The organism is Rhizobacter sp. P2_D12 (assembly GCF_056404395.1).
On record NZ_JBFUEB010000019.1, the window covers coordinates 16,089 to 41,020 of the forward strand.

32 protein-coding genes are annotated in these 24,932 nt (G+C 69.4%); 17 read left to right on the forward strand and 15 right to left on the reverse strand.

Translation table 11 applies throughout. The features are described from left to right. The first annotated feature begins 44 nt into the window (after positions 1-44). Genes AC1DYN_RS08810 through AC1DYN_RS08820 form a run of 3 tightly spaced genes read left to right on the forward strand, consistent with a single transcriptional unit; the run spans position 45 to position 1,256 of the window. Positions 45-467, forward strand: a complete 423-nt coding sequence (locus AC1DYN_RS08810) for a hypothetical protein (protein ID WP_477958745.1) — start codon at positions 45-47, stop codon at positions 465-467. Positions 468-488: 21 nt separating this feature from the next. Beyond that, positions 489-947 (forward strand): ankyrin repeat domain-containing protein, encoded by a 459-nt coding sequence (locus AC1DYN_RS08815; RefSeq protein WP_477958746.1) that lies wholly within the window; start codon positions 489-491, stop codon positions 945-947. Positions 948-950: 3 nt separating this feature from the next. Next, positions 951-1,256, forward strand: a complete 306-nt coding sequence (locus tag AC1DYN_RS08820; protein ID WP_477958747.1) for a hypothetical protein — start codon at positions 951-953, stop codon at positions 1,254-1,256. Here AC1DYN_RS08820 and AC1DYN_RS08825 read toward each other — a convergent pair. From AC1DYN_RS08825 to AC1DYN_RS08855, 7 genes are read right to left on the reverse strand one after another with little or no spacing between them, the layout of a single operon-like run. Then, positions 1,237-1,878, reverse strand: a complete 642-nt coding sequence (locus AC1DYN_RS08825) for a response regulator (protein WP_477958748.1) — start codon at positions 1,876-1,878, stop codon at positions 1,237-1,239. The two genes, AC1DYN_RS08820 and AC1DYN_RS08825, sit on opposite strands and share 20 nt — an antisense overlap. Beyond that, on the reverse strand, positions 1,875-2,846 hold the full coding sequence (locus AC1DYN_RS08830) for a sensor histidine kinase (protein ID WP_477958749.1): 972 nt from the start codon (positions 2,844-2,846) through the stop codon (positions 1,875-1,877). The genes AC1DYN_RS08825 and AC1DYN_RS08830 overlap by 4 nt, the downstream gene beginning before the upstream one ends. Beyond that, on the reverse strand, positions 2,833-3,801 hold the full coding sequence (locus tag AC1DYN_RS08835; RefSeq protein WP_477958750.1) for a Bug family tripartite tricarboxylate transporter substrate binding protein: 969 nt from the start codon (positions 3,799-3,801) through the stop codon (positions 2,833-2,835). Before AC1DYN_RS08835 ends, AC1DYN_RS08830 begins: the two co-directional genes overlap by 14 nt. After that, positions 3,798-4,661 carry an ABC transporter permease gene (locus tag AC1DYN_RS08840; protein ID WP_477958751.1) on the reverse strand — a complete coding sequence of 288 codons (864 nt, stop codon included), beginning with the start codon at positions 4,659-4,661 and terminating at the stop codon, positions 3,798-3,800. Before AC1DYN_RS08840 ends, AC1DYN_RS08835 begins: the two co-directional genes overlap by 4 nt. 5 nt (positions 4,662-4,666) lie before the next feature. Then, the gene (locus AC1DYN_RS08845) at positions 4,667-5,830 is read right to left on the reverse strand and encodes an ABC transporter substrate-binding protein (protein WP_477958752.1); all 1,164 of its coding nucleotides are present in this window, start codon (positions 5,828-5,830) and stop codon (positions 4,667-4,669) included. Then, positions 5,827-6,792 carry a PQQ-dependent catabolism-associated beta-propeller protein gene (locus AC1DYN_RS08850; protein ID WP_477958753.1) on the reverse strand — a complete coding sequence of 322 codons (966 nt, stop codon included), beginning with the start codon at positions 6,790-6,792 and terminating at the stop codon, positions 5,827-5,829. The genes AC1DYN_RS08845 and AC1DYN_RS08850 overlap by 4 nt, the downstream gene beginning before the upstream one ends. Positions 6,793-6,818: 26 nt before the next feature. Next, positions 6,819-7,532, reverse strand: a complete 714-nt coding sequence (locus tag AC1DYN_RS08855; RefSeq protein WP_477958809.1) for an ABC transporter ATP-binding protein — start codon at positions 7,530-7,532, stop codon at positions 6,819-6,821. Positions 7,533-7,557: 25 nt separating this feature from the next. Between AC1DYN_RS08855 and AC1DYN_RS08860 the strand changes: the two genes are divergently transcribed. From AC1DYN_RS08860 to AC1DYN_RS08895, 8 genes are all read left to right on the forward strand, one after another. Continuing rightward, positions 7,558-7,860: a hypothetical protein gene (locus tag AC1DYN_RS08860; RefSeq protein WP_477958754.1), complete on the forward strand. Its 303-nt coding sequence runs from the start codon at positions 7,558-7,560 to the stop codon at positions 7,858-7,860. 109 nt (positions 7,861-7,969) lie between these two features. Then, a complete protein-coding gene (gene xoxF, locus AC1DYN_RS08865; protein WP_477958755.1) occupies positions 7,970-9,742 on the forward strand; it encodes a PQQ-dependent ethylene glycol dehydrogenase XoxF in 1,773 nt (590 codons plus the stop codon). Positions 9,743-9,846: 104 nt separating this feature from the next. Then, positions 9,847-10,230: a c-type cytochrome gene (locus tag AC1DYN_RS08870; RefSeq protein WP_477958756.1), complete on the forward strand. Its 384-nt coding sequence runs from the start codon at positions 9,847-9,849 to the stop codon at positions 10,228-10,230. Continuing rightward, positions 10,227-11,114: a substrate-binding domain-containing protein gene (locus tag AC1DYN_RS08875; protein WP_477958757.1), complete on the forward strand. Its 888-nt coding sequence runs from the start codon at positions 10,227-10,229 to the stop codon at positions 11,112-11,114. The genes AC1DYN_RS08870 and AC1DYN_RS08875 overlap by 4 nt, the downstream gene beginning before the upstream one ends. 1 nt (position 11,115) lies before the next feature. Then, positions 11,116-11,802, forward strand: coding sequence for a hypothetical protein (locus AC1DYN_RS08880; RefSeq protein WP_477958758.1), 687 nt, complete (start codon positions 11,116-11,118; stop codon positions 11,800-11,802). A gap of 10 nt (positions 11,803-11,812) precedes the next feature. Continuing rightward, positions 11,813-12,175: a hypothetical protein gene (locus AC1DYN_RS08885; RefSeq protein WP_477958759.1), complete on the forward strand. Its 363-nt coding sequence runs from the start codon at positions 11,813-11,815 to the stop codon at positions 12,173-12,175. Then, entirely contained in the window at positions 12,151-13,137 is a 987-nt protein-coding gene (locus AC1DYN_RS08890) for a YncE family protein (protein ID WP_477958760.1), read from the forward strand. The genes AC1DYN_RS08885 and AC1DYN_RS08890 overlap by 25 nt, the downstream gene beginning before the upstream one ends. A 22-nt stretch (positions 13,138-13,159) precedes the next feature. After that, positions 13,160-13,702, forward strand: a complete 543-nt coding sequence (locus AC1DYN_RS08895; protein WP_477958761.1) for an SRPBCC family protein — start codon at positions 13,160-13,162, stop codon at positions 13,700-13,702. Here AC1DYN_RS08895 and pqqE read toward each other — a convergent pair. The 5 genes from pqqE to pqqA form a co-directional block, all read right to left on the reverse strand. Further along, positions 13,677-14,813: a pyrroloquinoline quinone biosynthesis protein PqqE gene (gene pqqE, locus AC1DYN_RS08900; RefSeq protein WP_477958762.1), complete on the reverse strand. Its 1,137-nt coding sequence runs from the start codon at positions 14,811-14,813 to the stop codon at positions 13,677-13,679. The two genes, AC1DYN_RS08895 and pqqE, sit on opposite strands and share 26 nt — an antisense overlap. 3 nt (positions 14,814-14,816) lie before the next feature. Next, positions 14,817-15,092, reverse strand: coding sequence for a pyrroloquinoline quinone biosynthesis peptide chaperone PqqD (pqqD, locus tag AC1DYN_RS08905; RefSeq protein WP_477958763.1), 276 nt, complete (start codon positions 15,090-15,092; stop codon positions 14,817-14,819). After that, entirely contained in the window at positions 15,089-15,847 is a 759-nt protein-coding gene (gene pqqC, locus AC1DYN_RS08910) for a pyrroloquinoline-quinone synthase PqqC (protein ID WP_477958764.1), read from the reverse strand. The genes pqqD and pqqC overlap by 4 nt, the downstream gene beginning before the upstream one ends. Positions 15,848-15,849: 2 nt before the next feature. Continuing rightward, complete coding sequence (gene pqqB / locus AC1DYN_RS08915) at positions 15,850-16,770, reverse strand: pyrroloquinoline quinone biosynthesis protein PqqB (RefSeq protein ID WP_477958765.1); 921 nt, start codon at positions 16,768-16,770, stop codon at positions 15,850-15,852. A 64-nt stretch (positions 16,771-16,834) separates the two neighbouring features. Continuing rightward, positions 16,835-16,909 carry a pyrroloquinoline quinone precursor peptide PqqA gene (pqqA, locus tag AC1DYN_RS08920; protein ID WP_082000890.1) on the reverse strand — a complete coding sequence of 25 codons (75 nt, stop codon included), beginning with the start codon at positions 16,907-16,909 and terminating at the stop codon, positions 16,835-16,837. Positions 16,910-17,189: 280 nt separating this feature from the next. Between pqqA and AC1DYN_RS08925 the strand changes: the two genes are divergently transcribed. From AC1DYN_RS08925 to AC1DYN_RS08950, 6 genes are all read left to right on the forward strand, one after another. Beyond that, complete coding sequence (locus AC1DYN_RS08925; RefSeq protein ID WP_477958766.1) at positions 17,190-18,212, forward strand: AAA family ATPase; 1,023 nt, start codon at positions 17,190-17,192, stop codon at positions 18,210-18,212. Positions 18,213-18,419: 207 nt separating this feature from the next. Next, complete coding sequence (locus tag AC1DYN_RS08930) at positions 18,420-19,274, forward strand: DUF58 domain-containing protein (protein WP_477958767.1); 855 nt, start codon at positions 18,420-18,422, stop codon at positions 19,272-19,274. Next, a complete protein-coding gene (locus AC1DYN_RS08935; RefSeq protein WP_477958768.1) occupies positions 19,267-20,166 on the forward strand; it encodes a hypothetical protein in 900 nt (299 codons plus the stop codon). Before AC1DYN_RS08930 ends, AC1DYN_RS08935 begins: the two co-directional genes overlap by 8 nt. After that, positions 20,163-21,215, forward strand: coding sequence for a vWA domain-containing protein (locus tag AC1DYN_RS08940; protein WP_477958769.1), 1,053 nt, complete (start codon positions 20,163-20,165; stop codon positions 21,213-21,215). The genes AC1DYN_RS08935 and AC1DYN_RS08940 overlap by 4 nt, the downstream gene beginning before the upstream one ends. Then, positions 21,206-21,751: an MxaK protein gene (locus AC1DYN_RS08945; protein WP_477958770.1), complete on the forward strand. Its 546-nt coding sequence runs from the start codon at positions 21,206-21,208 to the stop codon at positions 21,749-21,751. The genes AC1DYN_RS08940 and AC1DYN_RS08945 overlap by 10 nt, the downstream gene beginning before the upstream one ends. Further along, entirely contained in the window at positions 21,748-22,770 is a 1,023-nt protein-coding gene (locus AC1DYN_RS08950; RefSeq protein ID WP_477958771.1) for a vWA domain-containing protein, read from the forward strand. Before AC1DYN_RS08945 ends, AC1DYN_RS08950 begins: the two co-directional genes overlap by 4 nt. Here AC1DYN_RS08950 and AC1DYN_RS08955 read toward each other — a convergent pair. The 3 genes from AC1DYN_RS08955 to AC1DYN_RS08965 form a co-directional block, all read right to left on the reverse strand. Continuing rightward, complete coding sequence (locus tag AC1DYN_RS08955) at positions 22,719-23,276, reverse strand: flavodoxin family protein (protein WP_477958810.1); 558 nt, start codon at positions 23,274-23,276, stop codon at positions 22,719-22,721. The two genes, AC1DYN_RS08950 and AC1DYN_RS08955, sit on opposite strands and share 52 nt — an antisense overlap. Positions 23,277-23,295: 19 nt before the next feature. Next, entirely contained in the window at positions 23,296-24,264 is a 969-nt protein-coding gene (locus tag AC1DYN_RS08960; RefSeq protein ID WP_477958772.1) for a hypothetical protein, read from the reverse strand. Positions 24,265-24,412: 148 nt separating this feature from the next. Next, positions 24,413-24,913 (reverse strand): DUF6932 family protein, encoded by a 501-nt coding sequence (locus tag AC1DYN_RS08965; RefSeq protein WP_477958773.1) that lies wholly within the window; start codon positions 24,911-24,913, stop codon positions 24,413-24,415. Between the last annotated feature and the right edge of the window lie 19 nt (positions 24,914-24,932).

Sequence of the window (24,932 nt, forward strand, 5' to 3'; positions counted from 1 at the left end):
AGCCCCAAGTCCCTGCGAATGTCGACCCTAGAAGAAACTGAGACATGAAAGCCGTACTGGCTGCGCTGCTGGCGCCGATGAGTGCGCCACTGCTGTACGTTCTCGCCACATTCGCGTGGTCCGGTTACCGCGCTTCAGGTCCAGGGCATGCAGGAAAGTTGGTAGACGAGTTCCTGTTTGCCCTGCTGCCGCCGAGCTACTTTCTGAGCCTTGGCATCGGAACACCTGTCGTGCTGGTGCTTCAGCGAGTACAGCGCCTGACCATGTGGCGATGTGTCGCGGTCGCGGCGCTGATCGGCGCGACCCTCGGTCTGTGCGCGACCTTCTCGTTCTTCGGTCCGCCCGAGAACCACATGCCGCCGTCGGCCCGACTTGCGCTGTCCGTTCTCGGCGCGCTGGCCGCAACGATCATCGCCCTGGTGTTCTGCGGCGTCGCCGGGATGCCGGTCAGACGCCGCGGACTCTGACAACGTTTGATTCCCGCTGAGATGATCAAGCTTTCAACTCGACTCATCCCGACATTGCTGTCGTGGGTTGTCATCACGGCCTGTTCACCTCAGCAACCCAACGATCTTGTATGGGCAGCTTCGAGCGGCAACCTCCCGCGTGTGAAGGAAATGATTTCGCAGAAGGTGAATGTCAATGCACGCGCGTTCGACGACGGTCAAACCGCGTTGATCGCTGCGGCTCGCAATGGCAGGCAGGACATCGTGGAGTTTCTGGTCGCCAACGGTGCAGATGTCAATCTGAAGGATGCCGCGGGAACCCCGTTGTACTGGGCCGCCTTCGAGGGCCAGACCACCGCCTACAACTACTTTCGCGCTCATGGTGGACGACTCAACACTGACGAAGCAGCGCTTGCTCATCTGCTGCGCGTGTTGAACGAGAAGGGGTTGCCTGAGCTTGCCATGGCCGTCAAGACAGCTTCGGCCCAAGAGAAAGGCTGAAGCATGAAGGTCACTCCGCAGAACATCTACCGATGGACCACCATCGCGTGGCTCGCAGGCATGAGCGTCCATCTCATGGGATTCATCCTGCAGCACCGCCATCGGTTGCCGACGGATGAGGTCTACGCACAATTCCTGTCTTTTCAGATCGCAGATCGCGAGCTTTTCCTTCACCTTTCTCCCTTATTGGATTGGCGGATTGCTTCTCGCTCTTCTCATCGAGTTCGTGATATTCAAACGCAAAGCGCATTGAGGGCTGCGGGGCAGCAGCCGCTGCTTCCGATGCGCCCTAAGCCCCCGCCGTGCTGATCACCTGATGCCGTATCGCCAGGTGCACCAGCGCCGCAGAGGTGGCCACGCCGAGCTTGTCCTTCACCACCGTCTGCAAGTTGGCAACCGTCTTCGGGCTCAGCTTCAGCAGCTCGGCGCACGCGCCCGCCGAGTGGCCTTGCGCCAGCAGCCGGAACACTTCGAACTCGCGCGCGCTCAGCTCGGCGAGCCGGTCGGCCTCGTCGTGCGGGTCGCGTTCGAGCAGCGTGGGCGACAACTCTCGGCCCAGGTAGCGGCGCCCGGCATGCAGCTCGCGCACCGCGTCGACCAGGCATTCGGGCGGGCTCGCCTTGGTGAGAAACCCCCTCGCGCCGGCCTGCAGCGCGCGCCGCACCAGCACCGCTGCGTCGTGCATGCTGAACACCAGCAGCCGCGCCCGCGCGTCGTGCAGCAGCACGCGGCGCAACAGCTCCAGCCCGCCGCCGGCCGGCATCGCCAGGTCGGTGACCAGCACGTCGGGCCGCAGCGCGATGAAGGCCGCACAGGCCTCGTCGGCGTCGCCGGCCTCGGCGATCACCTGGATGTCGCCCGCCTGGTCAAGCAGCCGCAGGTAGCCGCTGCGCACCACCGGGTGGTCGTCGGCCAGCAGAACGCGGATCATGCGGGCACCTCTTCAGGCAACGCGGCTGCACGCCATCCGGCCGGCATCGGCACGCGCAGCACCAGCTGCACCCCGGCACCCGGCGACGCGCGCACCTCCAGCTCGCCGCCCAGCGCCGCGGCACGCTCGGTGGCGCCCAGCAGGCCAAGGCCACGGGTCACGGCGGCCAGGTCCATGCCCTGACCGTCGTCCTCGACGCTGAGCTGCAGCTCGCCCTGCACGCTGTGGCCCAGCTTCACGTGCACGGTACTGGCGCGCGCATGCCGCATCAMGTTGGTCAGGGCCTCCTGCGTCACGCGGTAGAGCGCGATGTCGATGGCGTCACCGAGCTCGCACGGCAAGGCCTCGTGGTGGAAGATGCAAGCCACGCCGCTGCGCTCTTCCCACGCCTCGCACAGCTCCTGCAGCGCGGCGACCAGGCCCAGCTCGTCGAGGTTGGCCGGGCGCAGCCGGCGCAGCATGCCGCGCACCGCCTGGTAGAGCTGCTGCGCCGCGCGGTCGGCCCGCTCGACGGACGCCAGCGTGGCCGCCCGGTCGGCCGCGCCGCACAGGCGGATCAACGCGGTTTCGGCGCGCACCGCGGCGCAGCCCTGGCCCAGCTCGTCGTGCAGCTCGCGGGCCAGCGCCAGGCGCTCGCCCTCCTGCAGCGCGATCAGCTGGCGTGCCAGCTCGCGGTTGTGCATCAGCAGCTCGCGCGCCTGCGCTTCGGCCTGCTCGCGCAGCGCCAGCTGCGCGCGGGCATCCTGTGCGCGGCGCAGCGCGTACCAGGCCAGCCCGCCGGCCAGCACCGTCAGGCTGAAGGGCAGCTCGTCGGCCTGCCAGTGCTCGCGCGGCACGGCCCAGCGCTGCACGAGCTCGCCCAGTTCGAAGAAGGACGCCATGCCGTAGCTCGCCAGCGTGGCCAGCACGACGACGCAAGCGTCGCCCAGCGAGCGACGGCGCCGCGTGCGCAGCTCAGATGCCGCCACGCGACAGGCCCATGCGTTCGACGATGAGCCCCTCCTTGATGAACTGCTGGCGGCAGACCTCGGCGTACTCTGCCGTGCCGAGGTAGTCGATCTGCTGGTCGTACTTGGCCAGTTCCTGGATGAACAGCGGGTCGAACATCGCCTTCTTGAACGCGTCGTGCAGGGTCGTCACCACCTCGGCCGGCAGCCCGCGCGGCCCCCCCAGCCCGTAGGGCGACATCGCGACGATGTCGTAGCCCAGTTCGCGCAGCGTCGGCACCTGCGGCCAGCGCTTCGAGCGCTGCGCCGCGAAGGTGGCCAGCAGGCGCAGCCGGCCCGAATCGACGAAGGGCCCGAAACCGGTGGAGTTGACGCCGGCCATCACCTGGCCGGAATCGATCGCGATCATCTGCTCCGAGGTGCCCTTGTAGGGCACGTGGATGTACTTCAGGCCGCGCGCGGTGAACAGTTCCTCCAGCACCACGTGCGGCGTGGTGCCGACGCCGTTGGTCGCGATGGTCAGGCGCCCGGGGTTCTTGCGCGCGTAGGCGAACAGGTCGTCGAGCTTGCGCAGCTTGCTGGCCGCGCTGACCAGCACGCCGAAGGTGACGCCGGAGACCTGGAGGATCGGCGTCACGTCGCGGATCGGGTCCCACAGCACCTTCTGCGTGTGCACCGCGCGGAAGATCGGCTGCGGCAGCTGCGCGATCGTGTAGCCATCGGGCTCGGCCTGCTGCAGCACCGGCATGGCCAGCGTGCCGCCGGCGCCGCCGCGGTTCTCGGTGACGACCGGCTGGCCCAGGTGGTGCGAGGCCAGCTCGGCCAGCAGGCGCAGCGAGATGTCGGTCGCGCCGCCGGCCGGCCACGGGATCCACAGCGTGACCGGGCGCGACGGGTACGGCGACTGCCCATGCGCCAGCGGCCACGCGCTGAGCGCAGCGGCAGCACCGACGAACCCGCGTCGCGTGACGGTCATGCGGGCGGCCCTCCGCGCTTCGTCAAACCACCGAAGCCGCGCTGCGGGTCATAGCCCCAGCACGCCACGACGAAGAACACGACCAGGCAGCCCAGCACCACCCACGGCGCCACGCCCGGGTCCTTGCCGTACAGCGCGAAGCGGATCCACTCCACCGCGTGCGTGAACGGGTTGAAGCGCGCCGCCTGGTACACCCATTCGGCGCCCGACTCCTGCAGCTTCCACAGCGGGTAGAGCGCGGTGGACAGGAAGTACATCGGGAAGATCACGAAGTTCATCGTGCCGGCGAAGTTCTCCAGCTGCTTGATGTGCACCGACAGCAGCAGGCCCAGCGCGCCCAGCATCAGCGCGCCGCACACCAGCGCCAGCAGCGCGTGCAGCCCGGCCCACGAGAACAGCGGCAACTCGGTGCCCAGCAGCATCGCCACCACCACGAAGGCCAGCGCCTGCAGCACCGACAGCAGCGCGGTCGCGCACAGCTTGCAGAACAGCAGCCACGAGCGCGGCAGCGGCGCCGTCAGCAGCAGCCGCATCAGGCCCATCTCGCGGTCGTACACCATCGCCAGCGACGACTGCATGCCGTTGAACAGCAGCACCATGCCGACCAGGCCCGGTGCGATGTAGACGTCGTACGGGATGTAGGTGTCGTAAGGCTCGACGATGGCGACGCCGAACACGTTGCGGAAGCCGGCCGCGAACACCGCCAGCCACAGCAGCGGGCGCACCAGGGCCGACACCAGCCGGCCGGTCTGCTGCGAGAACTTGAACAGCTCGCGCACGACGATGGCCTGCAGCGCTTGCAATGCATGCGCGATGCCGTGGCGCGCCGCCGGCTCGGCCTCGACCACGGGAGGAGTCACGGGTTTCACCGCGTCGCTTTGCATAGCTTCTCCGGTGCATCGGCCCCCAGCGTGTCGAGAACCTCCGTCGGGTGCAGCAGGCCCTCGATCGGCGCTTGCGAGATCACGCCCTGCCCGTCGGTCAGCAGCATCGACTGGCGCAGCTGCCCGTCCCACGGACGGAAGCTCAGGCTGCCGCCCTTCGACCCGTCGACCGGCGTCGTCGCCAGCGCCTTCGCCCATGCGGCGTTCGGCCCCTTGGGCTCGGCAGTGGCGATCGCGACCAAGGCCTTGCCGCCCATCCACGCCGCCCAGTCGTGGTCGGTCATCGGGCGCTTCGCCGCCTTGGCAAAGCGGCGCGACACCTGCGGCGCGCCGTAACGCTCGAACTGCGCATGCCAGGCCAGCGCCACCAGACCGGCATCGCCGACCACCGGCCGCGGCAGCGCGACGCGGTAGGGCAGGCTGCGCGCGAACTCGCCGTCGCTGTCGACCACCCACACCGCGTCGTAGGCGGTGCCGCCGGTCAGCAGCAAGGGGTTCGCCAAGTCGCGCTCGCGCGGGTCGGCCGACAGCTTGTACGGCTTGCTGGCCACCACCTGCAGCCCGTAGCGCTTGATCGAGGCCTGGGCCGTCGCGGCACGCAACTGGTCCTGCGGCGTGTTGCCGACCAGCAGCAGCAGCTTGCTCCATTTGCGCGACACCAGCGTCTGCGCCAGCGCGTCGGCGCGCATGCGCTCGCTGGGGATCAGGTGGAACAGGCGCGCGCGGCAGTCCTGCTGGCGCAGCCGGTCGGCGCTGTCGCCCAGGTTCAGCACCGGCAGCTTCACCGCGTCGGCCACGGCCAGCGTGGCGTCGCTGCCCAGGTCGGTCAGCAGCACCGCCGCGCCGGCCTTCTCGGCCGCCTGCGCGGCCGCGCGCGCAGCCTCCGGCGTCGCGGCGTTCACCACGTTCAGCGCCACCGCTGCGCCGGCCGCGTCGAGCTCGAACCTGCCTTCGTCCAACGCCACCTGCAGCCCGTCGGTGGCCGGACCGCCGGTGTGGCCGAGGTAGGCACGCTCCAGGCGCGTGCGCTCCAGCCGCGGGTCGTCGGCCGGCACGATCAGCGTCGCCTTCAGCGTCGCAGCCGTCGAGACAGTGGCAGCGCAGGACATCAGCGTCACCAAGCCGCAGGCAAGGCCGCGTGTCATTCGACGATGGCCACGCCGTAAGGCACGCGACCGACCGGGATGCTCTTGATCGCCTTGGCGCCCGCCACGTCGACCACCGTCACGTCGTCGCTGAGCCCGTTGACAACGAACAGCCGCGCCTCGGCCTTGTCGAGCGCGACGTTCCAGGCCCGCTTGCCCACCAGCACCAGGTTCGTCGTCTTGCGGCTGGCCACGTCGACGAAGGCCACGTGGTTGGCCTTGCCCAGCGCGACGAAGGCGCGCTTGCCGTCGCGCGACATCAGGATGCCGACCGGCGTGATGTCGGTCGCGCGCGCGCCCTTCACCTCCAGCTTGACGGTGTCGGTGACGGTGTGCGTCGCCGTCGCGATGATGCTGATGCTCGCGCCCAGCTCGTTGGTCACCCACAGCTCCCTGCCGTCCGGCGTCAGCGCCATGCGGCGCGGGCGCTTGCCGACCTTCACGTTGCCGGTGATCCTGGCCGTCGCGACGTCGATCACGTGGACCAGACTCGCGACCTCGGAGGTCACGTACAGCGTCCGGCCGTCGGCGCTGACCTTCACGCCCTCGGGCTCCTGGCCGACCTTGATCGACTGCAGCTTCCTGCCGCTGGTGGCCTCGACGAAGCTGGTCTCGGCGGCGTCCTCGTTCGACACGTAGATGGTCTTGCCGTCGGGCGAGATGTCGAAGGCCTCCGGCTCGTCGCCCAGCGGAACGCGGCGCAGCGACTTGCCGGTGGCCGGGTCGATCACGTCGGCCGCGTTGGCGTCGGTGCAGGCCACCATGATCTTGCGGTCGGGCGTGATCTGGATGTGCCGGCCGCGCTTGCAGGTGGGCACGGTGCCCTTCACCGTCAGCGTCGCCAGGTCGATCATCGTCAGCGCATCGTCCTTCTCGCTCGACACGTAGGCCGTGCCCTGCGCCGATGCGGCGGTGCAGCACGCGATCAGCGCCAATGCCGCGCCCCGTTTCTTGAAGCCCATGCTCGTGTGTCTCCTGCTTGTCGTCATCAGCCGGTGCGGGCGATGAAGCCCGCCTCCAGCGTGGGTTCGCCCAGCGCGCGCGTGACCTCGGCCGGCGAGCCGTCGGCCAGCAGCGCGCCCTTGTGCAGCACCAGCACCCGGTCGGCCGCCACCGCCTCCTCGACCCAGTGGGTCGCCCAGAGCACGCACACGCCGCGCTCCTGCACGTCGCTGCGCAGGGCGGCCAGCAGGTCCTGGCGCGACTTGGGGTCGAGGCCGACCGTGGCCTCGTCCATCAGCATCACCGACGGGTGGTGCAGGCCGGCGCGCACCAGCTCGACCTTGCGCCGGTTGCCGCCCGACAGCTCGCGCACCTTGCGGTCGAGCTCGCCGGCCAGCCCCAGCCGCGCGCAGCCGGCGGCAATGCGCTCGCGCGCCAGCCGGCGCGGCAGGCCGTGCAGGTCGGCCTGGAACAGCAGGTTGCGCCGCACGCTCAGGTCCAGGTCGAGCGAGATCTGCTGGAACACGACGCCGATCTGGCGCAGGGCCGACGCGGCGGCGCTGCGCAGCGAATGGCCGGCCACCTCGACCTCGCCCTCGTCGGCCGCGAACAGGCCCGTCAGCAGCTGGAACAGCGTGGACTTGCCGGCGCCGTTGGGGCCGAGCAGCGCCACGAACTGTCCCGGCGCCAGCGCCAGCGACAGCGACTGCAGGGCCGTGCGCTCGCCATAGCGCTTGGTCAGGGCGGTGGTCCGCAGCATCGTCGAGGGGTGCGTGGCGAGGGTCATGAAGAAGGAACACAGCAATCCGCGGGCCCGCCGCATGCTGCAGCGCAACGACGGCGCGCCCCCGGGCGCTGGTCCATCGGCGTCACGCGGCGGCGCGCCGCTGAAACACTCTGTGCCGAACGTGGTTGACACGAATTCGGCGCAAGGTGTCAGCGCGATTTCAATTCCGGAACACCGCCGTCTCGACCCCGGAGCGAAACCTGGGTTTTCCCTCTTCGGGCAATCCCTGGACGGCGGACAGGCGCAGAACTTGCGGTTAAGCGCACGCCGAGTTCTGTGGGTCGCTGGGTTTGGTGGGTAAGTGGATCTTGGATGGTTCATCGCGACCGGACTCTGCTCACTTCATAAAACAGGAGACTTCGATGCGAAATTCCGGTCAATCAAGGTGGCGCATCTGGCGTCATTTGGGCATGGTGTTGCTTGCTCTGCCGCCGTTGGCATTGGCCAATGCAGACGTCGAGAAGAACATCGCCAACTCCAAGAACTGGGCGATGCAGGCTGGTGACATGTACAACCAGCGCTACAGCAAGCTCAACCAGATCAACACCGGCAACGTCGGCAAGCTGCAGGTCGCGTGGACCTTCTCCACCGGCGTGCTGCGCGGCCACGAAGGCTCGCCGCTGGTGATCGACGGCACCATGTACCTGCACTCGCCGTTCCCGAACAAGGTCTTCGCGGTCGACCTCGACACCCAGAAGATCCTCTGGAAGTACGAGCCCAAGCAGGACCCGGCGGTGATCCCGCAGATGTGCTGCGACACGGTGAACCGCGGCCTGGCCTATGCCGAAGGCAAGATCATCCTGCAGCAGGCCGACAGCACGCTGCTCGCGCTCGACTCCAAGACCGGCAAGGTCATCTGGAGCGTGAAGAACGGCGACCCGAAGCTGGGGGCGGTGAACACCAATGCGCCGCACATCTTCAAGGACAAGGTCTTCACCGGCATCAGCGGCGGCGAGTGGGGCGTGCGCGGCTTCATCGCGGCCTACAACCTGAAGGACGGCAAGCTCGCCTGGAAGGGCTACAGCGTCGGCCCCGACGCCGAGATGCTGATCGACCCCGACAAGACCATGACCTGGACCAACGGTGCGATGGCGCCGGTGGGCAAGGACTCGTCGGTCAAGACCTGGAAGGGCGACCAGTGGAAGACCGGCGGCGGCACCACCTGGGGCTGGTACAGCTACGACAAGGCGCTGAACCTGATGTACTACGGTACCGGCAATCCGTCGACCTGGAACCCGGCGCAACGCCCGGGCGACAACAAGTGGTCGATGACGATCTTCGCGCGTGACGTCGACACCGGCATGGCCAAGTGGGTCTACCAGATGACGCCGTACGACGAATGGGACTTCGACGGCATCAACGAGATGATCCTGGCCGACATCGACGTCAAGGGCAAGGCGACCAAGGCCTTGGTGCACTTCGACCGCAACGGCTTCGCCTACACGATGGACCGCGTGACGGGCGCGCTGCTGGTGGCCGAGAAGTACGACCCGCAGGTCAACTGGGCCACGCACGTCGACATGAAGACCGGGCGCCCGCAGGTGGTCGCGAAGTACTCGACCGCGCAGGGCGGACCTGACGTCAACACCAAGGGCATCTGCCCGGCGGCGCTGGGCAGCAAGGACCAGCAGCCCGCGGCCTACGACCCGGAGACCAAGCTCTTCTACGTGCCGACCAACCACGTCTGCATGGACTACGAGCCGTTCAAGGTCGAGTACACCGCCGGCCAGCCGTACGTCGGCGCGACGCTGTCGATGTTCCCGGCCCCGGGCAGCCACGGCGGCATGGGCAACTACATCACCTGGAATGCCGGCACCGGCAAGATCGTGCAGAGCCATGCCGAGAAGTTCTCGGTCTGGAGCGGCGCGCTCAACACCGCCGGCGGCATCAGCTGCTACGGCACGCTCGAGGGCTACCTGAAGTGCGTGGACAAGAAGGACATCAACAAGGAGCTCTTCAAGTTCAAGACGCCTTCCGGGATCATCGGCAACGTGTTCAGCTATGAGCACAAGGGCAAGCAGTACATCGGCGTGTTCTCGGGCATCGGCGGCTGGGCCGGCATCGGCATGGCGGCAGGCCTCGAGAAGGACCAGGATGGCCTGGGTGCCGTCGGAGGCTACAAGGAACTGGCGCAGTACACGGAACTGGGCGGTTCGTTGACGGTGTTTGCCCTGCCGAACTGATCGGCATCGGAAGAATCCAAGAACGAAGAACAGTCGAGACAACCTGGGCACAGGGACGGCACCCCGGGGGATGCCGTCCCGCCCCCTTGATGGCGGATGGTTCAATGAAATTGAAGCAGTCTTTCCTTGCCGTGCTGGCGTGCCTGACCGTGAGCGCGCTGGCCGACGACAAGCCCTATACCGTGGTCGACGGCTACAAGGTCGACGCCAAGACCATGGAAGGCTTCCGGACCTGGCGCGCGGCCGCATGCGACCGCTGCCACGGTGCCAACCAGGAAGGCCTGGTCGGGCCCTCGCTGATCAACAGCCTGAAGACCCTGAGCCAGGACGAGTTCGTCAAGACCGTCACCGAAGGCCGCCTGCCCAAGGGCATGCCCAGCTTCGGCGAGAGCCCGCAGGTCAAGGAACACATCAACGACCTGTATGCCTACCTGAAGGGCCGTTCCGACGGCGCCATCACGCGCGCCAAGGTCGAACCCAACAAATGAACAACGCCCGCACGTCCGCGGCGGTCCTGGCGCTGGCCTGCGCCGCCGCCTGCCCGCCTGCCGGCGCGCAAGACCCGGACAAGCCGCCGCCGCGCCAGGCGCTGCGCGTGTGCCAGGACCCGAACAACCTGCCGTTCTCCAACCTCGCGGGCGCGGGCATCGAGAACCGCATCGCCGAGGTCTTCGGCAAGGCGCTCGGGCTGCCGGTGGAGTACTACTCGTTCCCGCAGCGCATGGCCTTCATCCGCAACACCTTGCGCTACAAGCTGCCGGGGCAGGACTACCCGTGCGACATCGTGATGGGCGTGCCGGTGGGCTACGACCAGGTGTCGGCGACCAAGCCGTACTACCGCTCCACCTACGCACTCGTCTTCCCGCAGGGCAAGGGCCTGGACCAGGTGAAGTCCGGCGACGACTTCCTGAAGCTCGACCCGGCCCGGCTGGGCAAGCTGCGCATCGGCATCTACGACCGCTCGCCGGCCTCGGACTGGCTCAACCTGCACCGGCTGGTCGACCGCGGCGTGCCGTATCCGATCATGAACGCCGACCCGCAGCAGTACCCCGGCGAGATCATCGAGAAGGACCTCGCGGCCGGCAAGATCGACGCCGCCATCGTGTGGGGCCCGATCGCCGGCTACTTCGCGCAGCGCGTCAAGTCGCCCCAGCTGGTGGTGGTGCCGCTGAAATCCGAACCCGGCGTGCGCTTCGACTACGAGATGGCGATGGGCGTGCGCTACGGCGAGCGCGAATGGAAGCAGAAGATCGAGGGCCTGATCGACTCGCAGCAGGCGGCGATCCAGGCCATCCTGAAGGACTACGGCGTGCCGGTCGTCGACGAATCCTTTTCCTACAAGGATCCGGCCGCTGCCAAGCCGGCTCGCTGAGGTGAACACCGTTTCGCTCTGGGCCACCCTGGCGTTGCTGCTGCCGGCGACCGGCTTTGCGGCCCAGGATTTCTCGGCGGCGGAGCAGGCCATCTTCATGGCCGACCAGCTCGCCAACGTGCAGCCGCCCTCGACGCTGCGCTACACCTTCCGCAAGGCCGGCAGCCTGGAAGCCGGCTTCGACGACGCCGTGGTGCTGTCGTTCAGCAAGCAGGCCGACGGCAGCTGCTGCGCGTCGACCGGCGAGTTCCTGAGCGGCCCGCGCCGGCTGGCGCTGCCCGACATCGAGAACGCGAAGGCCAACCCGGTGATCCTGTACTTCCTGGAGCACGACATCCGCGAGATGCGCCGGCTCACGCAGGGCCCGGAGAACTACTTCCGCAAGCGCATCCGCATGACGGTCTACCAGGGCGCGACGGTGGCGCCGGCCTCGTACCGCTACAGGGGCAAGACCGTCGCGGGCCGCGAGGTCTCGTTCAAGCCCTACCTGGACGACCCGAACCGCTACCGCTACGAGAAGCTGGCCGGCAAGGAATACCGTTTCCTGCTGTCGGATGCGGTGCCGGGCGGCGTGCTGGGCATCCGCACGCGCATCGCCGCGGCGGCGGCCGACGCGCCGCCGCTGATGACCGAAGACTTGATGATCGAGGGCGCCGAGCCCCTCGCCCCTGCCACCCGCACGCCGTGAGGCCCACGCCATGACCCCCCTGCATCGACTGCTGTGCCTGTCCGCGCTGCCCTGGCTGCTGGCCCCGGGGGTCGCGGCGGCGAACGACTTCCCGACCTCGGAGCGCGTGATCTACGTGCAGGAGTGCATGCGCACGCACCCCGGGCCGCACTTCGAGATGATCAACAAGTGCTCGTGCGCCGTCGACGCGATGGCCAGCGAGGTGCCGTACGACGACTACGTCGGCATGATCACCGTGGTCAACGCGATGTCCATCGGCGGCGAGCGCGGCGGCGCGCTGCGCGACAACGAATCCGTCAAGCCGCAGATCAAGCGCTACCGCGACCTGGAGACCAAGGTCCACAAGGCGTGCTTCATCAACGACGCCAGGTAGCCGCGGCGGCGCTGCTGGCGGCGGGCCTCGCGTCCGGCTGCCTGGCCGCGCCCTTCGCCTACATCACCAACCAGGGCACCCACGACGTGTCGGTGATCGACCTCGCCTCGCAGCAGGTGGTGGCCACGGTGGCGGTGGGCCGTTCGCCGGCCGGCGTGGTGGCCGCCTCGCGCGCGGGCCGGGTGTTCGTCTCCAACCCGGACAGCCGCGACATCTCGGTCATCGACATGCGCGCGCAGCGTGTCGTCGGCACGCTGGCGGCCGGCGACGGCCCGGTGGGCATCGACGCCTCGCCCGACGGCACGCGGCTGTTCGCGGCCGACTGGTATGCCAACCGGCTGCTGGTGTTCGATGCGGCCGGCAGCGGTGCGCAGCAGGCGCCGCTGGCACGCATCGCGGTGGGCCGCGCGCCGGCCGGCGTGGCGGCGCGCGCCGACAACGACACCGTCTACGTGGCAGAGCGCGACGACGACAGCGTCGCCGTGGTCGGCGTGCGCGAACGCCGCGTGCTGGCGCGCGTGACGGTGGGCAGCCACCCGTTCGCGCTGCTGTTCGACGCGGCGCGCGAGCGGCTCTACGCGCTCAACGTGCAGAGCGACGACGTGTCGGTGATCGACACCCGCGACGTCCGCGCGCCGCGCTTGATTGCCACGGTGAAGGTCGGCAAGGCGCCCTACGGTGCCGCGCTCGCATTGGGCGGCGCGCTGCTGTACGTGACCAACCAGCACGACGACAGCGTCAGCGTGATCGATGCCGGCACGCTGCAGGTGCTGCGCACGCTGGACGGTTTCGGCTACCCCGAAGGCGTCGCGTCGCACGGCGACAAGGTCTATGTCGTGAACTGGATGGACGACCGGGTCAGCGTGCTCGACGCCGCCAGCGGTCGGGCCTTGCACCAGATCGACACCGGCAAGAACAGCCGCGGCTTCGGCGCCTTCATCGGCGCGCCCCTGCCCCCCTGATTGCACCCACGAAGGAAGACCCATGCCCATGACACTGCCTGGCCGCTGGCTCGTGCCGCTGGCCGCGATCGCGATGCTCGGCGTCGTGCCGCTGACCGAGGGCCACGGCCCGACGCGGCAGAAGGTGGTCGAGAAGATCACCATCGACGCCCCCGCCGCGGCAGTGTGGGGGCGCATCAGGAACTTCGACGCGCTGAAGGACTGGCATCCGGCCATCGCCGAGAGCCCGGCCTCGCAGGGCAACACGGTGGGCTCGGTGCGTTCGCTGAAGCTGAAGGGCGGCGGCGAGCTGACCGAGACGCTGGAGGGCTGGGACGACGCGGCGATGAAGTACAGCTACCGCGCGAAGGACGGCGGCGCGCTGCCGGTGACGAACTACACCTCGACGATCACCGTCACCGCCAGCGGCAACCAGGCGGTCGTCGAATGGCGCGGCGCGTTCTACCGCGGCTACCCGCAGAACGACCCGCCGCCCGACCGCAACGACGACGCCGCGGTGAAGGCCATCACCGGCGTCTACCAGAGCGGGCTGGCGAACCTCAAGACGTTGGCGGAAGCGCACTGAGGCGCCGCGAGTTGGCCGGGTCGCGGAACACCAGCGGGTGTTCCACCACGGCCTTCAGGTTGACCGTGGCGGCGCGCTCGACCGCCGCCTGCACCAGGTGATGCTGCGGGCTCTTGCTGCACACCGGGTCGGCCGCCGCCGGGTCGTGCGCCAGCATGTACGCCTGGCAGCGGCAGCCGCCCAGGTCCACCTCGCGCTGGTCGCAGCTGGCGCACGGCTCCTTCATCCAGCCGGTGCCGCGGTAGCGGTTGAAGCCTTCGGAGTCGAACCAGATGTCGCGCAGGCTGTGCTCGCGCACGTTCGGGAAGGCGAGGCCGGGCAGCATCTTCGCGGTGTGGCAGGGCAAGGCGGTGCCGTCGGGCGCGACGGTCAGGAACATGCTGCCCCAGCCGTTGACGCACTTCTTCGCCTTGCCCTCGTGGTAATCGGGCGCGACGAAGAACAGGCGCATGCGGTCGCCCAGGCGCTCGCGCCATTCGTCGGTGACGCGCTCGGCATGGCGCAGCTGCTCGTGCGTGGGCAGCAGCTGGTCGCGGTTAAGGAAGGCCCACGAGTAGTACTGCGTGTTGGCCAGTTCCAGGTACTCGGCGCCGAGCTCGGCCGCCATGCCGATGATGCGGTCGATGTGGTCGATGTTCAGGCGGTGGATCACCACGTTCATCACCATCGGCCAGCCGTTGGCCTTGATGATCTGCGCCACCTTGTTCTTCAGGCCGAAGGTCTTGGTGTGCGACAGGAAGTCGTTCATCTCGCGCGTCGAGTCCTGGAACGACAGCTGCACGTGGTCCAGCCCCGCGGCCTTCAACGCCGCGGCGCGCGCCTCGGTGAGGCCGACGCCGGACGTGAGCAGGTTGGTGTAGTAGCCCAGGCGGTGCGCCTCGGCGACGATCAGCTCCAGGTCGTCGCGCAGCAGCGGCTCGCCGCCCGACAGCCCGCACTGCACCGCGCCGAGCTCGCGGCCCTGGCGCAGCACGCGCAGCCAGCCCTCGGTGTCGAGTTCGTCCTCCTGGCGCGCGAAGTCGACCGGGTTGTAGCAGAAGACGCAGTGCAGCGGGCAGCGGTAGGTCAGCTCGGCCAGCAGCCACAAGGGGGGTCCAGGTGTCGGGGCCATCGCTCAGTCCCAGGCCAGCCAGCGCTGCTTCGCGGCCAGCTCGACGAAAGCCAGCACATCCGGCTCCAGGCCCTTCGCCGAGAACGCCTGCTCCAGGTCTTCGACGATGGCGGCAACGCTGCGCCGGCCGTCGCAGCGCTTCATGATCTCGCCGGCACTGCCGTTCAGCTTGACCATGCCCTCGGGATAGAGCAGCACGTGACAGTCCTGCACCGGCTCCCATTGCAGGCGGAAGCCGGGGCCGACGCGCGGCTGGGTCGTGGTCGACAACGCGCTCATGCGGTGACCCCATACCGCGTGGCCATCGCATCGTTCATCGCCCACAGGATGTCCAGCTTGAACTGCAGCACCTCCAGCGCCCGCTCCTGCAGCGGCCGCGTCGTGAAGTGATCCAGCGTGATCGCCAGCCCCTGTTCGACGTCGCGCCGCGCCTGGCCGAGCCGGTTGCGAAAGTAGCTCAGCCCCTCGGGCTCGATCCAGCCATAGTGCTCCGGCCAGGTGGCCAGGCGCTGCTTGTGGATCTCGGGCGCGAACAGCTCGGTCAGCGACGAGCACACCGCCTCCTGCCACGGGGCGCGGCGCGCGAAGTCGACGTACGCATCGACGGCGAAGCGCACCGCCGGCACCACGTGGCGCATGTCCTGCACTTCCTCGCGGCCCAGCCCGACGGCCTGGGCCAGCCGCAGCCAGGCCTCGATGCCGCCGGCATCCTTCACGCCGCCGAGCTCGAAGCCGTCGTGGTCGAGGATGCGCTGCACCCAGCCGCGGCGCACGGCAGCGTCGGGGCAGTTCGACAGCAGCGCCGCGTCCTTCAGCGGGATCGCGATCTGGTAGTAGAAGCGGTTCGCCACCCAGCCGCGCACCTGCTCGGGCGTGGCCCGGCCGGTGTTCAGCATCAGGTTGAACGGGTGGTGGATGTGGTACGACTTGCCGCGCTCGCGCAACTGCGCCTCGAACTCGGCGCGGGTCCAGGCAGGCGGGCCCGCGTCGGCGGGGTGGCGGCTTTCCTTCAGCATGTCGGCGCGCAGCGTCATGGCTAGATCTCGATCGTCATGCCGTCCTCGCAGACCTCGATGCCGGCGCGCTGCAGTTCGGCGCGCGGGCCCGAGTCCTCGTCGAGGATCGGGTTGGTGTTGTTGATGTGGATCAGCAGGCGCCGCGTGTGCGCCGGCAGCCGGCCCAGCCACTCGACCATGCCGCCCGCGCCCGACTGCGGCAGGTGGCCGATGTCGCGCGCCGATTTCTGGCCCAGGCCGAGCGTCTTCATCTCGTCGTCGGTCCAGAAGGTGCCGTCGACCATCACGACGTCGGCGCTGGCCATCGCATCGAACACCGGCGGCGTGATCGCGCCGAGGCCCGGCGCATAGAACACGCTCTTGCGCCGCGCCGTGTCGATCAGCGTCATGCCGATGTTGTCGCCCGGCACCGGCGCGTCGCGGTGCGGCGAGTACGGCGCGGCCTTGCTGGAAAGCGGCAGCGCCTTGAAGGCCAGGCCGGGCACGCCGCGCACGCTGAACGGCGCGCCGTCGAGCGCGATGCGGTGGCGCTGCACGCCGCAGAAGTGCGACAGCACGCGCAGCACCGGGTTGCCCTGCGTCAGGTCTTCCTCGACCGGGTCGGTGCACCACAGCGGCAGCGGCGAGGTTCGCTCGCGCAGCATGAAGAGTCCGGTGGCATGGTCGATCTGCCCGTCCATCAGCACGACGCCGGCGATGGCCGTGTCGCGCACCGCGCGCGCCGGCTGCAGCGCCGGGTGGCTGCGGATCTGCTCGAGGATGTCGGGCGAGGCGTTGAACAGCACGCCGTCGATCGCGCCGTCGGGCCGCACGAAGATCGACGACTGCGTGCGCGGCTTGGCGCGCACGCGGCCCAGGCGCACGCCGTCGCAGTTGGCACAGTTGCAGTTCCACTGCGGGAAACCGCCGCCGGCGGCCGAACCCAGGACGGTGATGCGCATGGTGGGAGTGTTGGAGCCGGCACCCGGGGGTGGCCCACGTGCCGGCGGGAACGAAGCGCCGCGATCAGCGGGCCGCGACGTACATCGTGATTTCGAAGCCGAAGCGGAAATCAGTAGCGGTCGGTGTTTGCCATTGCATGAAGAATCTCCTGTCGTGGACTCACAGCGCCGGTCGGCGGCTGCGGGGGCCTCTGGGTCCCGTTCTGCATGGTGGCCCGGCGCGCGCCATCGCTCCAGTCGGGTGATCATGAATCCGGACTGGCGATTTTCATGAATCGCCGCAGCAGGGGATTGCGGGCTTGCCTCTTGCTTCCCAGCCGCGGGCGCAGGCCACGTGTGCCCGGCCCGTCCCAGGGCTGACGCAGACTGTCCCGCGGCCGGCGCGCCACCCGAACTGCGTCGAACCACATGGAGACGGCATGGACCGAAACGACGCGCTGCTGAGCGACTGGCGCGAACGCGCGCTGGCCCTCGAGGCCGAGGTGGGCAAGGCGGTGATCGGGCAGGCGCGGGTGATCCGGCTGGTCAACATGGCGGTGTTCGCGCGCGGCCACGTGCTGCTGCAGGGCGACGTGGGCGTCGGCAAGACGACGCTGCTGCGCGCCTTCGCGCAGGTGCTGGGCGGCGCGTTCGCGCGCACCGAGGGCACGATCGACCTGATGCCCAACGACCTCGTCTACTACACCTACATCAGCGCCGAGGGCCGGCCGGCCGTCGAGCCGGGTCCGTTGATCCGGCACGGCGAAGACCTGGCCATCTTCTTCTTCAACGAGATCAACCGCGCGCGCCCCCAGGTGCATTCGCTGCTGCTGCGCGTGATGGCCGAGCGCAGCGTGTCGGCCTTCAACCGCGAGTTCCGCTTCCCGCACCTGGTGGTCTTCGCCGACCGCAACCGCGTCGAGCGCGAGGAGACCTTCGAGATCTCGTCGGCCGCGCGCGACCGCTTCATGATGGAGGTCACCATCGATGCGCCGGCCAGCGACACCGACCGGCGCGCGCTGATGTTCAACCCGCGCTTCCACGACACCGACCGGCTGCTCGAGGAACTGCCGGCGGCGATGCTGAACCACCAGGCGCTGAACGAGGTGGCCGAGGCGATCCAGCGCAGCGTGCAGGCGTCGGCGGCACTGCAGGACTATGCGCTCGGGCTGTGGCGCGCCACCGCGGTGCCGGCGGAGTACGGCGTCAAGGTGCCGGGGCTGGACGTCGCGCAGCTGATGCTGGCCGGCGCCAGCCCGCGCGGCATGAGCTACCTGCTGCGCGCCGCGCGTGTCGCGGCCTGGCTGGAGGGGCGCGGCTTCGTGACCCCCGAGGACGTGCAGCGCGTGTTCGTCGAGACCATCGCGCACCGGCTGTGCTACCAGCCGGTGTACGAGATGCGGCGGCAGGAGATCTCGGGGCCGTTGATGGGCGGGATCCTGGCCTGCGTGGCGGCACCGTGAGGACATCATGTTCTTCGAACACCCACCCGCCCAGTCATGTAGCCCGGATGCCAATCCGGGGTTTGCTGTGCCGGCGCGAGCAAAGGCGCGTGCGGGGAGGCTGGGGCGCGCCTTTGCCGAACCAGCGTCTCTTTGCGGAGATCCCGGATTGGCATCCGGGCTACGGGTTTGAGCTACGCCGGCAAAGGGTTCGCTGGTGCCTGACCCATGACCCAACCCACGCCCACCCCCGAGATCCACTACCGCATCGGCCGTGCGGCGCTCGGCCATTTTCCGGGCCACCACCGCAGCCGGCGCGGCGACAGCGGCTTCGAGTTCCGCGGCCATGCGTCGCTGCTCGACGCACCCGACCCGCGCCGCCTCGACCTGCATGCGAGCCTGCGCGATCCCTTCGGCCAGTGGTCGGTGCGCGTCTACAGCCAGCGCAAGTCCATCCCGGTCGCGGTGGTGGCCGACCTGTCGGCCTCGATGGGTTTCGAAGGCGCGCAGCACAAGCTCGGCGTGCTGGCGGACTTCGTCGACAGCCTCGCATGGTCGGCCTGGCGCACCGGCGACAGCTTCGGCTTCGTCGCCTGCGACGACCAGGTGCGCGCCGACCTGATGCTGCCGCAGAGCCGCTCGCGCGCCGCGGCCGGCGAGCTGACGCGGGCGCTGCGCAACCTGCAACCCGGCGGCCGGTCGGCACACGGCCTGCACCTGGCCCATCGCCACCTGCCGCAGCGCCGTGCGCTGGTCTTCCTGCTGTCGGACTTCCACTGGCCGGTGGACGAGGTGCCCGCCGTGCTCGCGAGCCTGGCCCACCACGACCTGGTGCCGGTGGTGTTGTGGGACCCGCAGGAGTTCAGCCTCAGCGCCGCGCGCGGCCTGGCCCGGGTGCTCGACCCCGAAAGCGGCCGCCAGCGACTGGTGTGGTGGCGGCCCGCGCTGCGCGAGCAATGGCGCGTGCAGCAGGCGCAGCGGCACGACGCCCTGCTGCAGGCGTTCCGCGCGCAACGGCTGAGCCCCTTGTTCGTCGAAGGCGCCTTCGATGCCGACGCGGTGACGCGGCACTTCCATGCGTGAGCTGCTGCTGGCCGGGGTGCTGATCGCCGGCAGCGGCCCCGCGCCCGCCGCCGGCACGCTGCGCGCCACCACCGTCGAGCCGCGCGCCTTCGGCTACCACGTGGGCGATCTGGTCGAGCGCGACGTCATCGTCCACGTGCCGGACGGCTTCGTGCTCGACGATGCCTCGCTGCCGCGCCCGGGCGCGCGCGGCAAGCTGCTGGAGCTGCAGGCCGTGTCGCGCAGCGACAGCTCCGAAGCCGGCGGCACCCGGCTCGCGCTGCACCTGCGCTACCAGGTGTTCATCGCGCCGCCCGAGGTCCGCACGCTGGAGATCGCTCCGTTCTCGCTGTCCTTCAAGGGCGACGGGCGCGAGCAGACGCTGCGCGTCGATGCCTGGCCGGTGACGGTGTCGCCGCTGGTGCCGGTCGAGGTCTCGCCGCGCCAGGGCCTGGGCGAGCTGCGGCCCGACCTGCCGCCGCCGCAGATGGACACCCGGCCCGCGCAGCGCCGCCTGCTGGCGTATGGCGTGCTGCTGCTGCTGTGCCTCGCGTACCTCGCGCAGGTGTACCTGGCCCTGCCCTGGTGGTCGCGGCGCAGGCGGCCGTTCGCGACCGCGTGGCGCCGGCTGAGCCAGGTGCCGGCAGATGCGCCCGCGCCCGAGTGGCGGGCCGCGTTCCAGCGCGTGCACGAGGCGCTGAACCAGACCGCCGGCGAGGTGGTGTTCGAGCACGGCGTCGACCGCTTCATCGCGGCGCAGCCGCGCTATGCCGGGCTGCGCACCGAGCTGCTCGCCTTCTTCCGGCAGTCGCGCCGCGAGTTCTTCGCCGACAGCCCGCCCGCGGCCGGCGACGGACGCTGGCTGCTCGAGTTCTGCCGCAGGTGCCGCGATGCCGAGCGGGGGGCCGCGTGATCCACTTCGACCACCCCTGGCTGCTGTGCCTGCTGCCGCTGGCGCTGCTGCCCTGGTGGGGGCGCGCCGAGCATCCGCTGCGCAACGCCTGGGTCGCGCTGATGCCGCGCGACCGCGCCTCCGACGCGTTGCAGCGCGTGCTGAAAGGCGCCGCCATGCTCTCCCTCGCGCTGCTGGTGCTGGCGATGGCCGGCGCCTACCGCCCTGAGTACACGGTGGAGCGCGTCGGCCAGGGTGCCGAGATCGTCGTGGTGCTCGACCGCAGCCGCAGCATGGACCAGGGCTTCGCCGGTGCCCGCCTCGCGGCCGGCACGGCCAGGCCGCGCGGCACCGGGCCCGAGGCGCTCGACTACTACATGAGCCTGTCGCCCGGCCGCTCGCGCGATGCCAAGGGCAAGGTCGCGCGCCGGCTGCTGTCGCAGTTCGCCGCCGGCCGGCCCGACGACCGCTTCGGCATGGTGGTGTTCAGCACACTGCCGATGCGCGTGCTCGAGTTCACGCAGAAGAACGAGGTGGTGCAGGCGGCCATCGCCGCCGGCGAGATCGGGCGCGGCCTGTCGGAGACCAACATCGGCCTGGCGCTGCTGGAGGCGCTGTCGTTCTTCGACGACCGCCCCTACACCGGCTCGCGCATCGTGATGCTGGTGTCCGACGGCGGCGACCACCTCGACCCGGCGACGCAGGAGCGCATCGCCTTCGCGGCGCGCAAGCAGCGCACGGCCATCAACTGGTTCTACCTGCGGTCGGCCAACAGCCCCGGGCTGAACGCCGAAGCCGGCGACCCGCTCGGCGCGGCCGACACGGTGCCCGAGCACCAGCTGCACCGCTTCTTCCAGTCGCTGGGCACGCCGTACCGCGCCTACGAGGCCGACGACGACAAGTCCCTGCAGGCCGCCATCGACGACATGGGCCGGCTGGAGAACCTGCCCATCACCTACCTCGACAGCGTGCCGCGGCGTGAGCTGTCGCCCTATGCCCACGCCGCCGCGCTGCTGTGCGTGCTGCTGTTGCTGGGGGCGCAGTGGCTGGAGATCAAGCGATGGGCATGACGACGCAGCGGCGAACGCGCCTCGTGATCGCGGTGCTGGCCGTCGCGGCGCTGGCGGCGCTGGCCGATGGCGTGCACCTGTGGCGCCTGCAACGGTGGAATGCGGCCATTGCCGCCCAGCCGCCGGTGGCCGCGGGCAGCGCGGCGCCGGCCGAGCTGCAATTCGCGCTGGCCCATGCGCAGGCCGCCAGCGGTGCCGCCGACGAGGCCTTGAAGCACTACCGCGCCTTGCAGGGCGATTCGGCGCTCGGCCAGGCGGCGCGCTACAACAGCGCGAACCTGCTGGTGCGCCAGGCCATCGGCGTGCGCAACTCCACGCAGCCGGGCCTGGCGATCCCGCTGCTGGAACTGGCCAAGGAAAGCTACCGCGAGGTGCTGCGCCACGACCCCGGGCAATGGGACGCGCGCTACAACCTCGAGCGCGCGCAGCGCCTGCTGCCCGATCCCGACGACTCGTTGGCCGAGCCCGCTGACGGCCGGCGCGACGCCGAGCGCGCCGTCACGACGATGCGCGGCTATTCGCCGGGCCTGCCATGAAGGCGCTGCTCGAGTGGATGCTCGCGTCGTGGTGCGGCTGGCGCGAGCGTTGGCTGCTGGCCCTGGCGGCGCTGGCGCTGGCGGCGACCTTCGCGGACCCGGGCGTGCGCCTCGAGCGCCGGCTGTTCGAACACGTGGTGGTGCTCGACATCACGCAGAGCATGAACGTGACCGACCAGGTGCTGGCCGGCAAGCCCGCGTCGCGCCTCGCGTTCGCGAAGGACGCGCTGCGCCGGGGCCTGCTCGACCTGCCCTGCGGTTCCAAGGTGGGCTGGGCGGTGTTCACCGAGTACCGCTCGTTCCTGCTGCTGGCACCGGTGGAGGTGTGCGCCAACCTGGGCGAGCTGCGCGCCACGCTCGCGCGCATCGACGGCCGCATGGCCTGGTCGGGCAACAGCGAGGTGTCCAAGGGCTTGCACAGCGGCCTGGTCATCGCGAAGGACCTGCCCGGCAAGCCGTCGCTGGTGTTCATCACCGACGGGCAGGAGGCGCCGCCGCTGAACCCGCGCTACCGGCCGGCCTTCGACGACAAGCCGGGCGAGGTGCCGGGGCTGATCGTCGGCGTCGGCGAGCTGATGCCATCGCCGATCCCGAAGACCGACCCGCTGGGCCGGCCGCTCGGCGTCTGGCGGGCCGATGAGGTGATGCAGACGGACCTGCGCAGCCAGGGCCGCGGCGCGAGCGTCGGCGGCGAGAAGCTGGCGGACGATGGCGCCGGCGCGCCGGTGCCGGGCCTGGGCGCCACGCCGGGGCGCGAGCACCTGTCGGCCTTGCGCGAAGGCTACCTGCGCCTGCTCGCGAGCGAGCGCGGCCTGCGCTTCCATCGATTGCAGACGGCGCAGGGCCTGTCCGAGGAACTGACCTCGCCGGCGCTCGCGAAACCGGTGGTGGCGCGCGCGGACGCGCGGGTCGCGCTGGCGGCGCTGGCCTTCGTGCTGCTGCTGGCGCGCAGCGCATGGCCGCTGCTTCAGGGCCGGAAGAAGCCTTCGGCCGCGGCGATGGCCTCGGCATCGGACTGAACCGCCTCGGGCGGGCCGCCCTTGCCCCACAGCACGCCGGCCATGGGCATGGACAGGAAATCGGCACACAGCCGAGTGGAATCGATCATGGGCTGCGCCTTCAGCCGGTTGCCGCTCGTCGTCACGAGGTGCAGGCGCTTCTGCGCCATCTCGGCCTTGAACGGCAGGCCCTCGATGCGCATCCAAGCGCTCCAGTGGTCGAGGTAGGTCTTCAGCGTGCTCGGGAAGCTGTACCAGTAGACGGGGGCCACCAGGACCAGGTCGGTGCAGGCCATCGTCGCGTCGAGCAGCGTGCGCAGGCCGCCCTCGGGCCATGGGTAGGTGCCGGCGGTGTGGCGCAGGTCGGTGAAGGGCTGCATCGACAGCTGCGCCAGGTGCAGCCAGGTCTGCGCGGTGCCGGCGGGCAGGCCGGCGGCGGCGCGGCGGGCCAGCCATTCGGTGTTGCCGAGGTGGCCGGGCTCGCGGGTGGAGGCGACGATGAAGAGGAAGTGGGACACGGCCGGGATTTGCGCGGATCGTCCCACTCTAGATCGGCCGTTGGCCCGCTCGTTGCGGCCAACCCGATGGGGCCTCGATCGTCTCGATCGCTTGCAGGGCAAACGTCTTGCGCGGCGGTCGGTTGCGCAATCGCATCTCACGGACCTTGACCCGAGCACGAACGTGGCGGTGCAGCAGGATGACACCATCCTCCAGCAGGCGCTCCATCGCTTCGCGCGACACCGTCCCGACGACCACACTGTCGTCGGCATGGACGCGCAGTTCGAAGCGAAGCGAGTATTCGGCCCAACCGATGATCTCGCCCTGCAAGGTTTCGATGCGATCCTCGATGGACAAGGCCTCGACACGTTGCCGCGCGCGCCGCACGCCGTCCGATGTCAACTCGAAATCCCGCTCGCCCTCGACAACCCGCAGGCTCGCGCCTTCGTCATCGAGCAACTTGAAGAACTCCTTCAGTGCGCCGAGCTGGCGGTTGTCCACGCGGGCCGAGGCTTCGTCGAACAGGGCATCGTCTGCCGCAGCCATGCGCGACAAGGTATCGGCCACCTCATCGACCACCTCTTTGAGGACCGCATCGCCGTGAACCGGCTCATCGGCTTGCAACACGAAGCCGAACGAGCCGCGGACGACATCGGTGACAAGAAGTTGCGTGTCCTCGCTCATGGGAACCCTGCCCCGGGACGACAGCGGGCCTGTTTCTGCAGCGGCGTAGCGCTGGCTCACGAGCTTCTGGAACTGCCCGACGGCCTGCGTCCCGAAGGCGGCCTTGATCCCCTGCGAGCCGATCACCGGTCGGCCGCCGAAGAACAAGGCCACCCCGGCGGGTGCATCCAGGACGGCCTGTGACAACCTGTCCAGCTCGTGTTCGAGGCGTGCGACGCGCTGGGCAAACTGACGCTCGGCGATGGGGTCATCGTGCGCCCGGCCATCGGCGAGCAGTTGGCGTGCCTGCGCCAGGTCCGCCTGCAAGAATTGCTTCTCAAGCTGAGCCAACATCGGGGCCTCCTTGGGACATCAGCGAATCCAGCATCGTACGGGCACTCTCATCATCGGAATCCAGGGGCAACTGCAGCAAGCCCTTCCACAGGGCATCGCCGCGGCGGTGCGAGTACAGGCCATACCAGTATCGCGTTTGCGTGACGAGTCACTCGGGTGAGGTGGTCAGGTTGACGATGCTCGTGTCGCAGTGAAAGTTCTTCTTGCACAGTTCTTGAATGAAGAGATCGGGCCGGGAGTCCATCATCGCGTTGATGCCTGCCTTGTCCATCCCCGCGGGCGGGTAGGAAAACGTCACCAGGTCAATGTCTGCGGGCGCGCGCCCTTCTCGGGCTTCCACATCCTCGACAAAGCTTCCGTCGAGCCATTGAAACCCCCGCACAAAACCCAGGCCTCGCAACTCGGTGCGGTAGCGCAGCAAGCCGTCGAGGACGACCCGCCGCTGGGTACTGACGGCAAAGCGTTGCGCCAGCTGGCTCGCACTCACGGGATACGGCGAACTGCGTGCACTTGTGAGCCGATCACCCTCGAAAGGAGGGAGCACGTGAGAATGGTTGAACGCGGGAATCACGGGGAGACAGCATAGCGGCAACGAATGAAACGCACGCAGTGTTCCATGAAGTCGGGTTGAAGCACGGCGCGTCGACACTGGCCTCCCACCCGAACCC

Coding starts and splice junctions, on each gene's coding strand:
- AC1DYN_RS08810 (WP_477958745.1), top strand. CDS start 45: ATGAAAGCCGTACTGGCTGCGCTGCTGGCGCCGATGAGTGCGCCACTG.
- AC1DYN_RS08815 (WP_477958746.1), top strand. CDS start 489: ATGATCAAGCTTTCAACTCGACTCATCCCGACATTGCTGTCGTGGGTT.
- AC1DYN_RS08820 (WP_477958747.1), top strand. CDS start 951: ATGAAGGTCACTCCGCAGAACATCTACCGATGGACCACCATCGCGTGG.
- AC1DYN_RS08825 (WP_477958748.1), bottom strand. CDS start 1,878: ATGATCCGCGTTCTGCTGGCCGACGACCACCCGGTGGTGCGCAGCGGC.
- AC1DYN_RS08835 (WP_477958750.1), bottom strand. CDS start 3,801: ATGACCGTCACGCGACGCGGGTTCGTCGGTGCTGCCGCTGCGCTCAGC.
- AC1DYN_RS08845 (WP_477958752.1), bottom strand. CDS start 5,830: ATGACACGCGGCCTTGCCTGCGGCTTGGTGACGCTGATGTCCTGCGCT.
- AC1DYN_RS08850 (WP_477958753.1), bottom strand. CDS start 6,792: ATGGGCTTCAAGAAACGGGGCGCGGCATTGGCGCTGATCGCGTGCTGC.
- AC1DYN_RS08855 (WP_477958809.1), bottom strand. CDS start 7,532: ATGCTGCGGACCACCGCCCTGACCAAGCGCTATGGCGAGCGCACGGCC.
- AC1DYN_RS08860 (WP_477958754.1), top strand. CDS start 7,558: ATGAAGAAGGAACACAGCAATCCGCGGGCCCGCCGCATGCTGCAGCGC.
- xoxF (WP_477958755.1), top strand. CDS start 7,970: ATGGTGTTGCTTGCTCTGCCGCCGTTGGCATTGGCCAATGCAGACGTC.
- AC1DYN_RS08870 (WP_477958756.1), top strand. CDS start 9,847: ATGAAATTGAAGCAGTCTTTCCTTGCCGTGCTGGCGTGCCTGACCGTG.
- AC1DYN_RS08875 (WP_477958757.1), top strand. CDS start 10,227: ATGAACAACGCCCGCACGTCCGCGGCGGTCCTGGCGCTGGCCTGCGCC.
- AC1DYN_RS08885 (WP_477958759.1), top strand. CDS start 11,813: ATGACCCCCCTGCATCGACTGCTGTGCCTGTCCGCGCTGCCCTGGCTG.
- AC1DYN_RS08895 (WP_477958761.1), top strand. CDS start 13,160: ATGCCCATGACACTGCCTGGCCGCTGGCTCGTGCCGCTGGCCGCGATC.
- pqqE (WP_477958762.1), bottom strand. CDS start 14,813: ATGGCCCCGACACCTGGACCCCCCTTGTGGCTGCTGGCCGAGCTGACC.
- pqqD (WP_477958763.1), bottom strand. CDS start 15,092: ATGAGCGCGTTGTCGACCACGACCCAGCCGCGCGTCGGCCCCGGCTTC.
- pqqC (WP_477958764.1), bottom strand. CDS start 15,847: ATGACGCTGCGCGCCGACATGCTGAAGGAAAGCCGCCACCCCGCCGAC.
- pqqB (WP_477958765.1), bottom strand. CDS start 16,770: ATGCGCATCACCGTCCTGGGTTCGGCCGCCGGCGGCGGTTTCCCGCAG.
- AC1DYN_RS08925 (WP_477958766.1), top strand. CDS start 17,190: ATGGACCGAAACGACGCGCTGCTGAGCGACTGGCGCGAACGCGCGCTG.
- AC1DYN_RS08930 (WP_477958767.1), top strand. CDS start 18,420: ATGACCCAACCCACGCCCACCCCCGAGATCCACTACCGCATCGGCCGT.
- AC1DYN_RS08935 (WP_477958768.1), top strand. CDS start 19,267: ATGCGTGAGCTGCTGCTGGCCGGGGTGCTGATCGCCGGCAGCGGCCCC.
- AC1DYN_RS08945 (WP_477958770.1), top strand. CDS start 21,206: ATGGGCATGACGACGCAGCGGCGAACGCGCCTCGTGATCGCGGTGCTG.
- AC1DYN_RS08950 (WP_477958771.1), top strand. CDS start 21,748: ATGAAGGCGCTGCTCGAGTGGATGCTCGCGTCGTGGTGCGGCTGGCGC.
- AC1DYN_RS08960 (WP_477958772.1), bottom strand. CDS start 24,264: ATGTTGGCTCAGCTTGAGAAGCAATTCTTGCAGGCGGACCTGGCGCAG.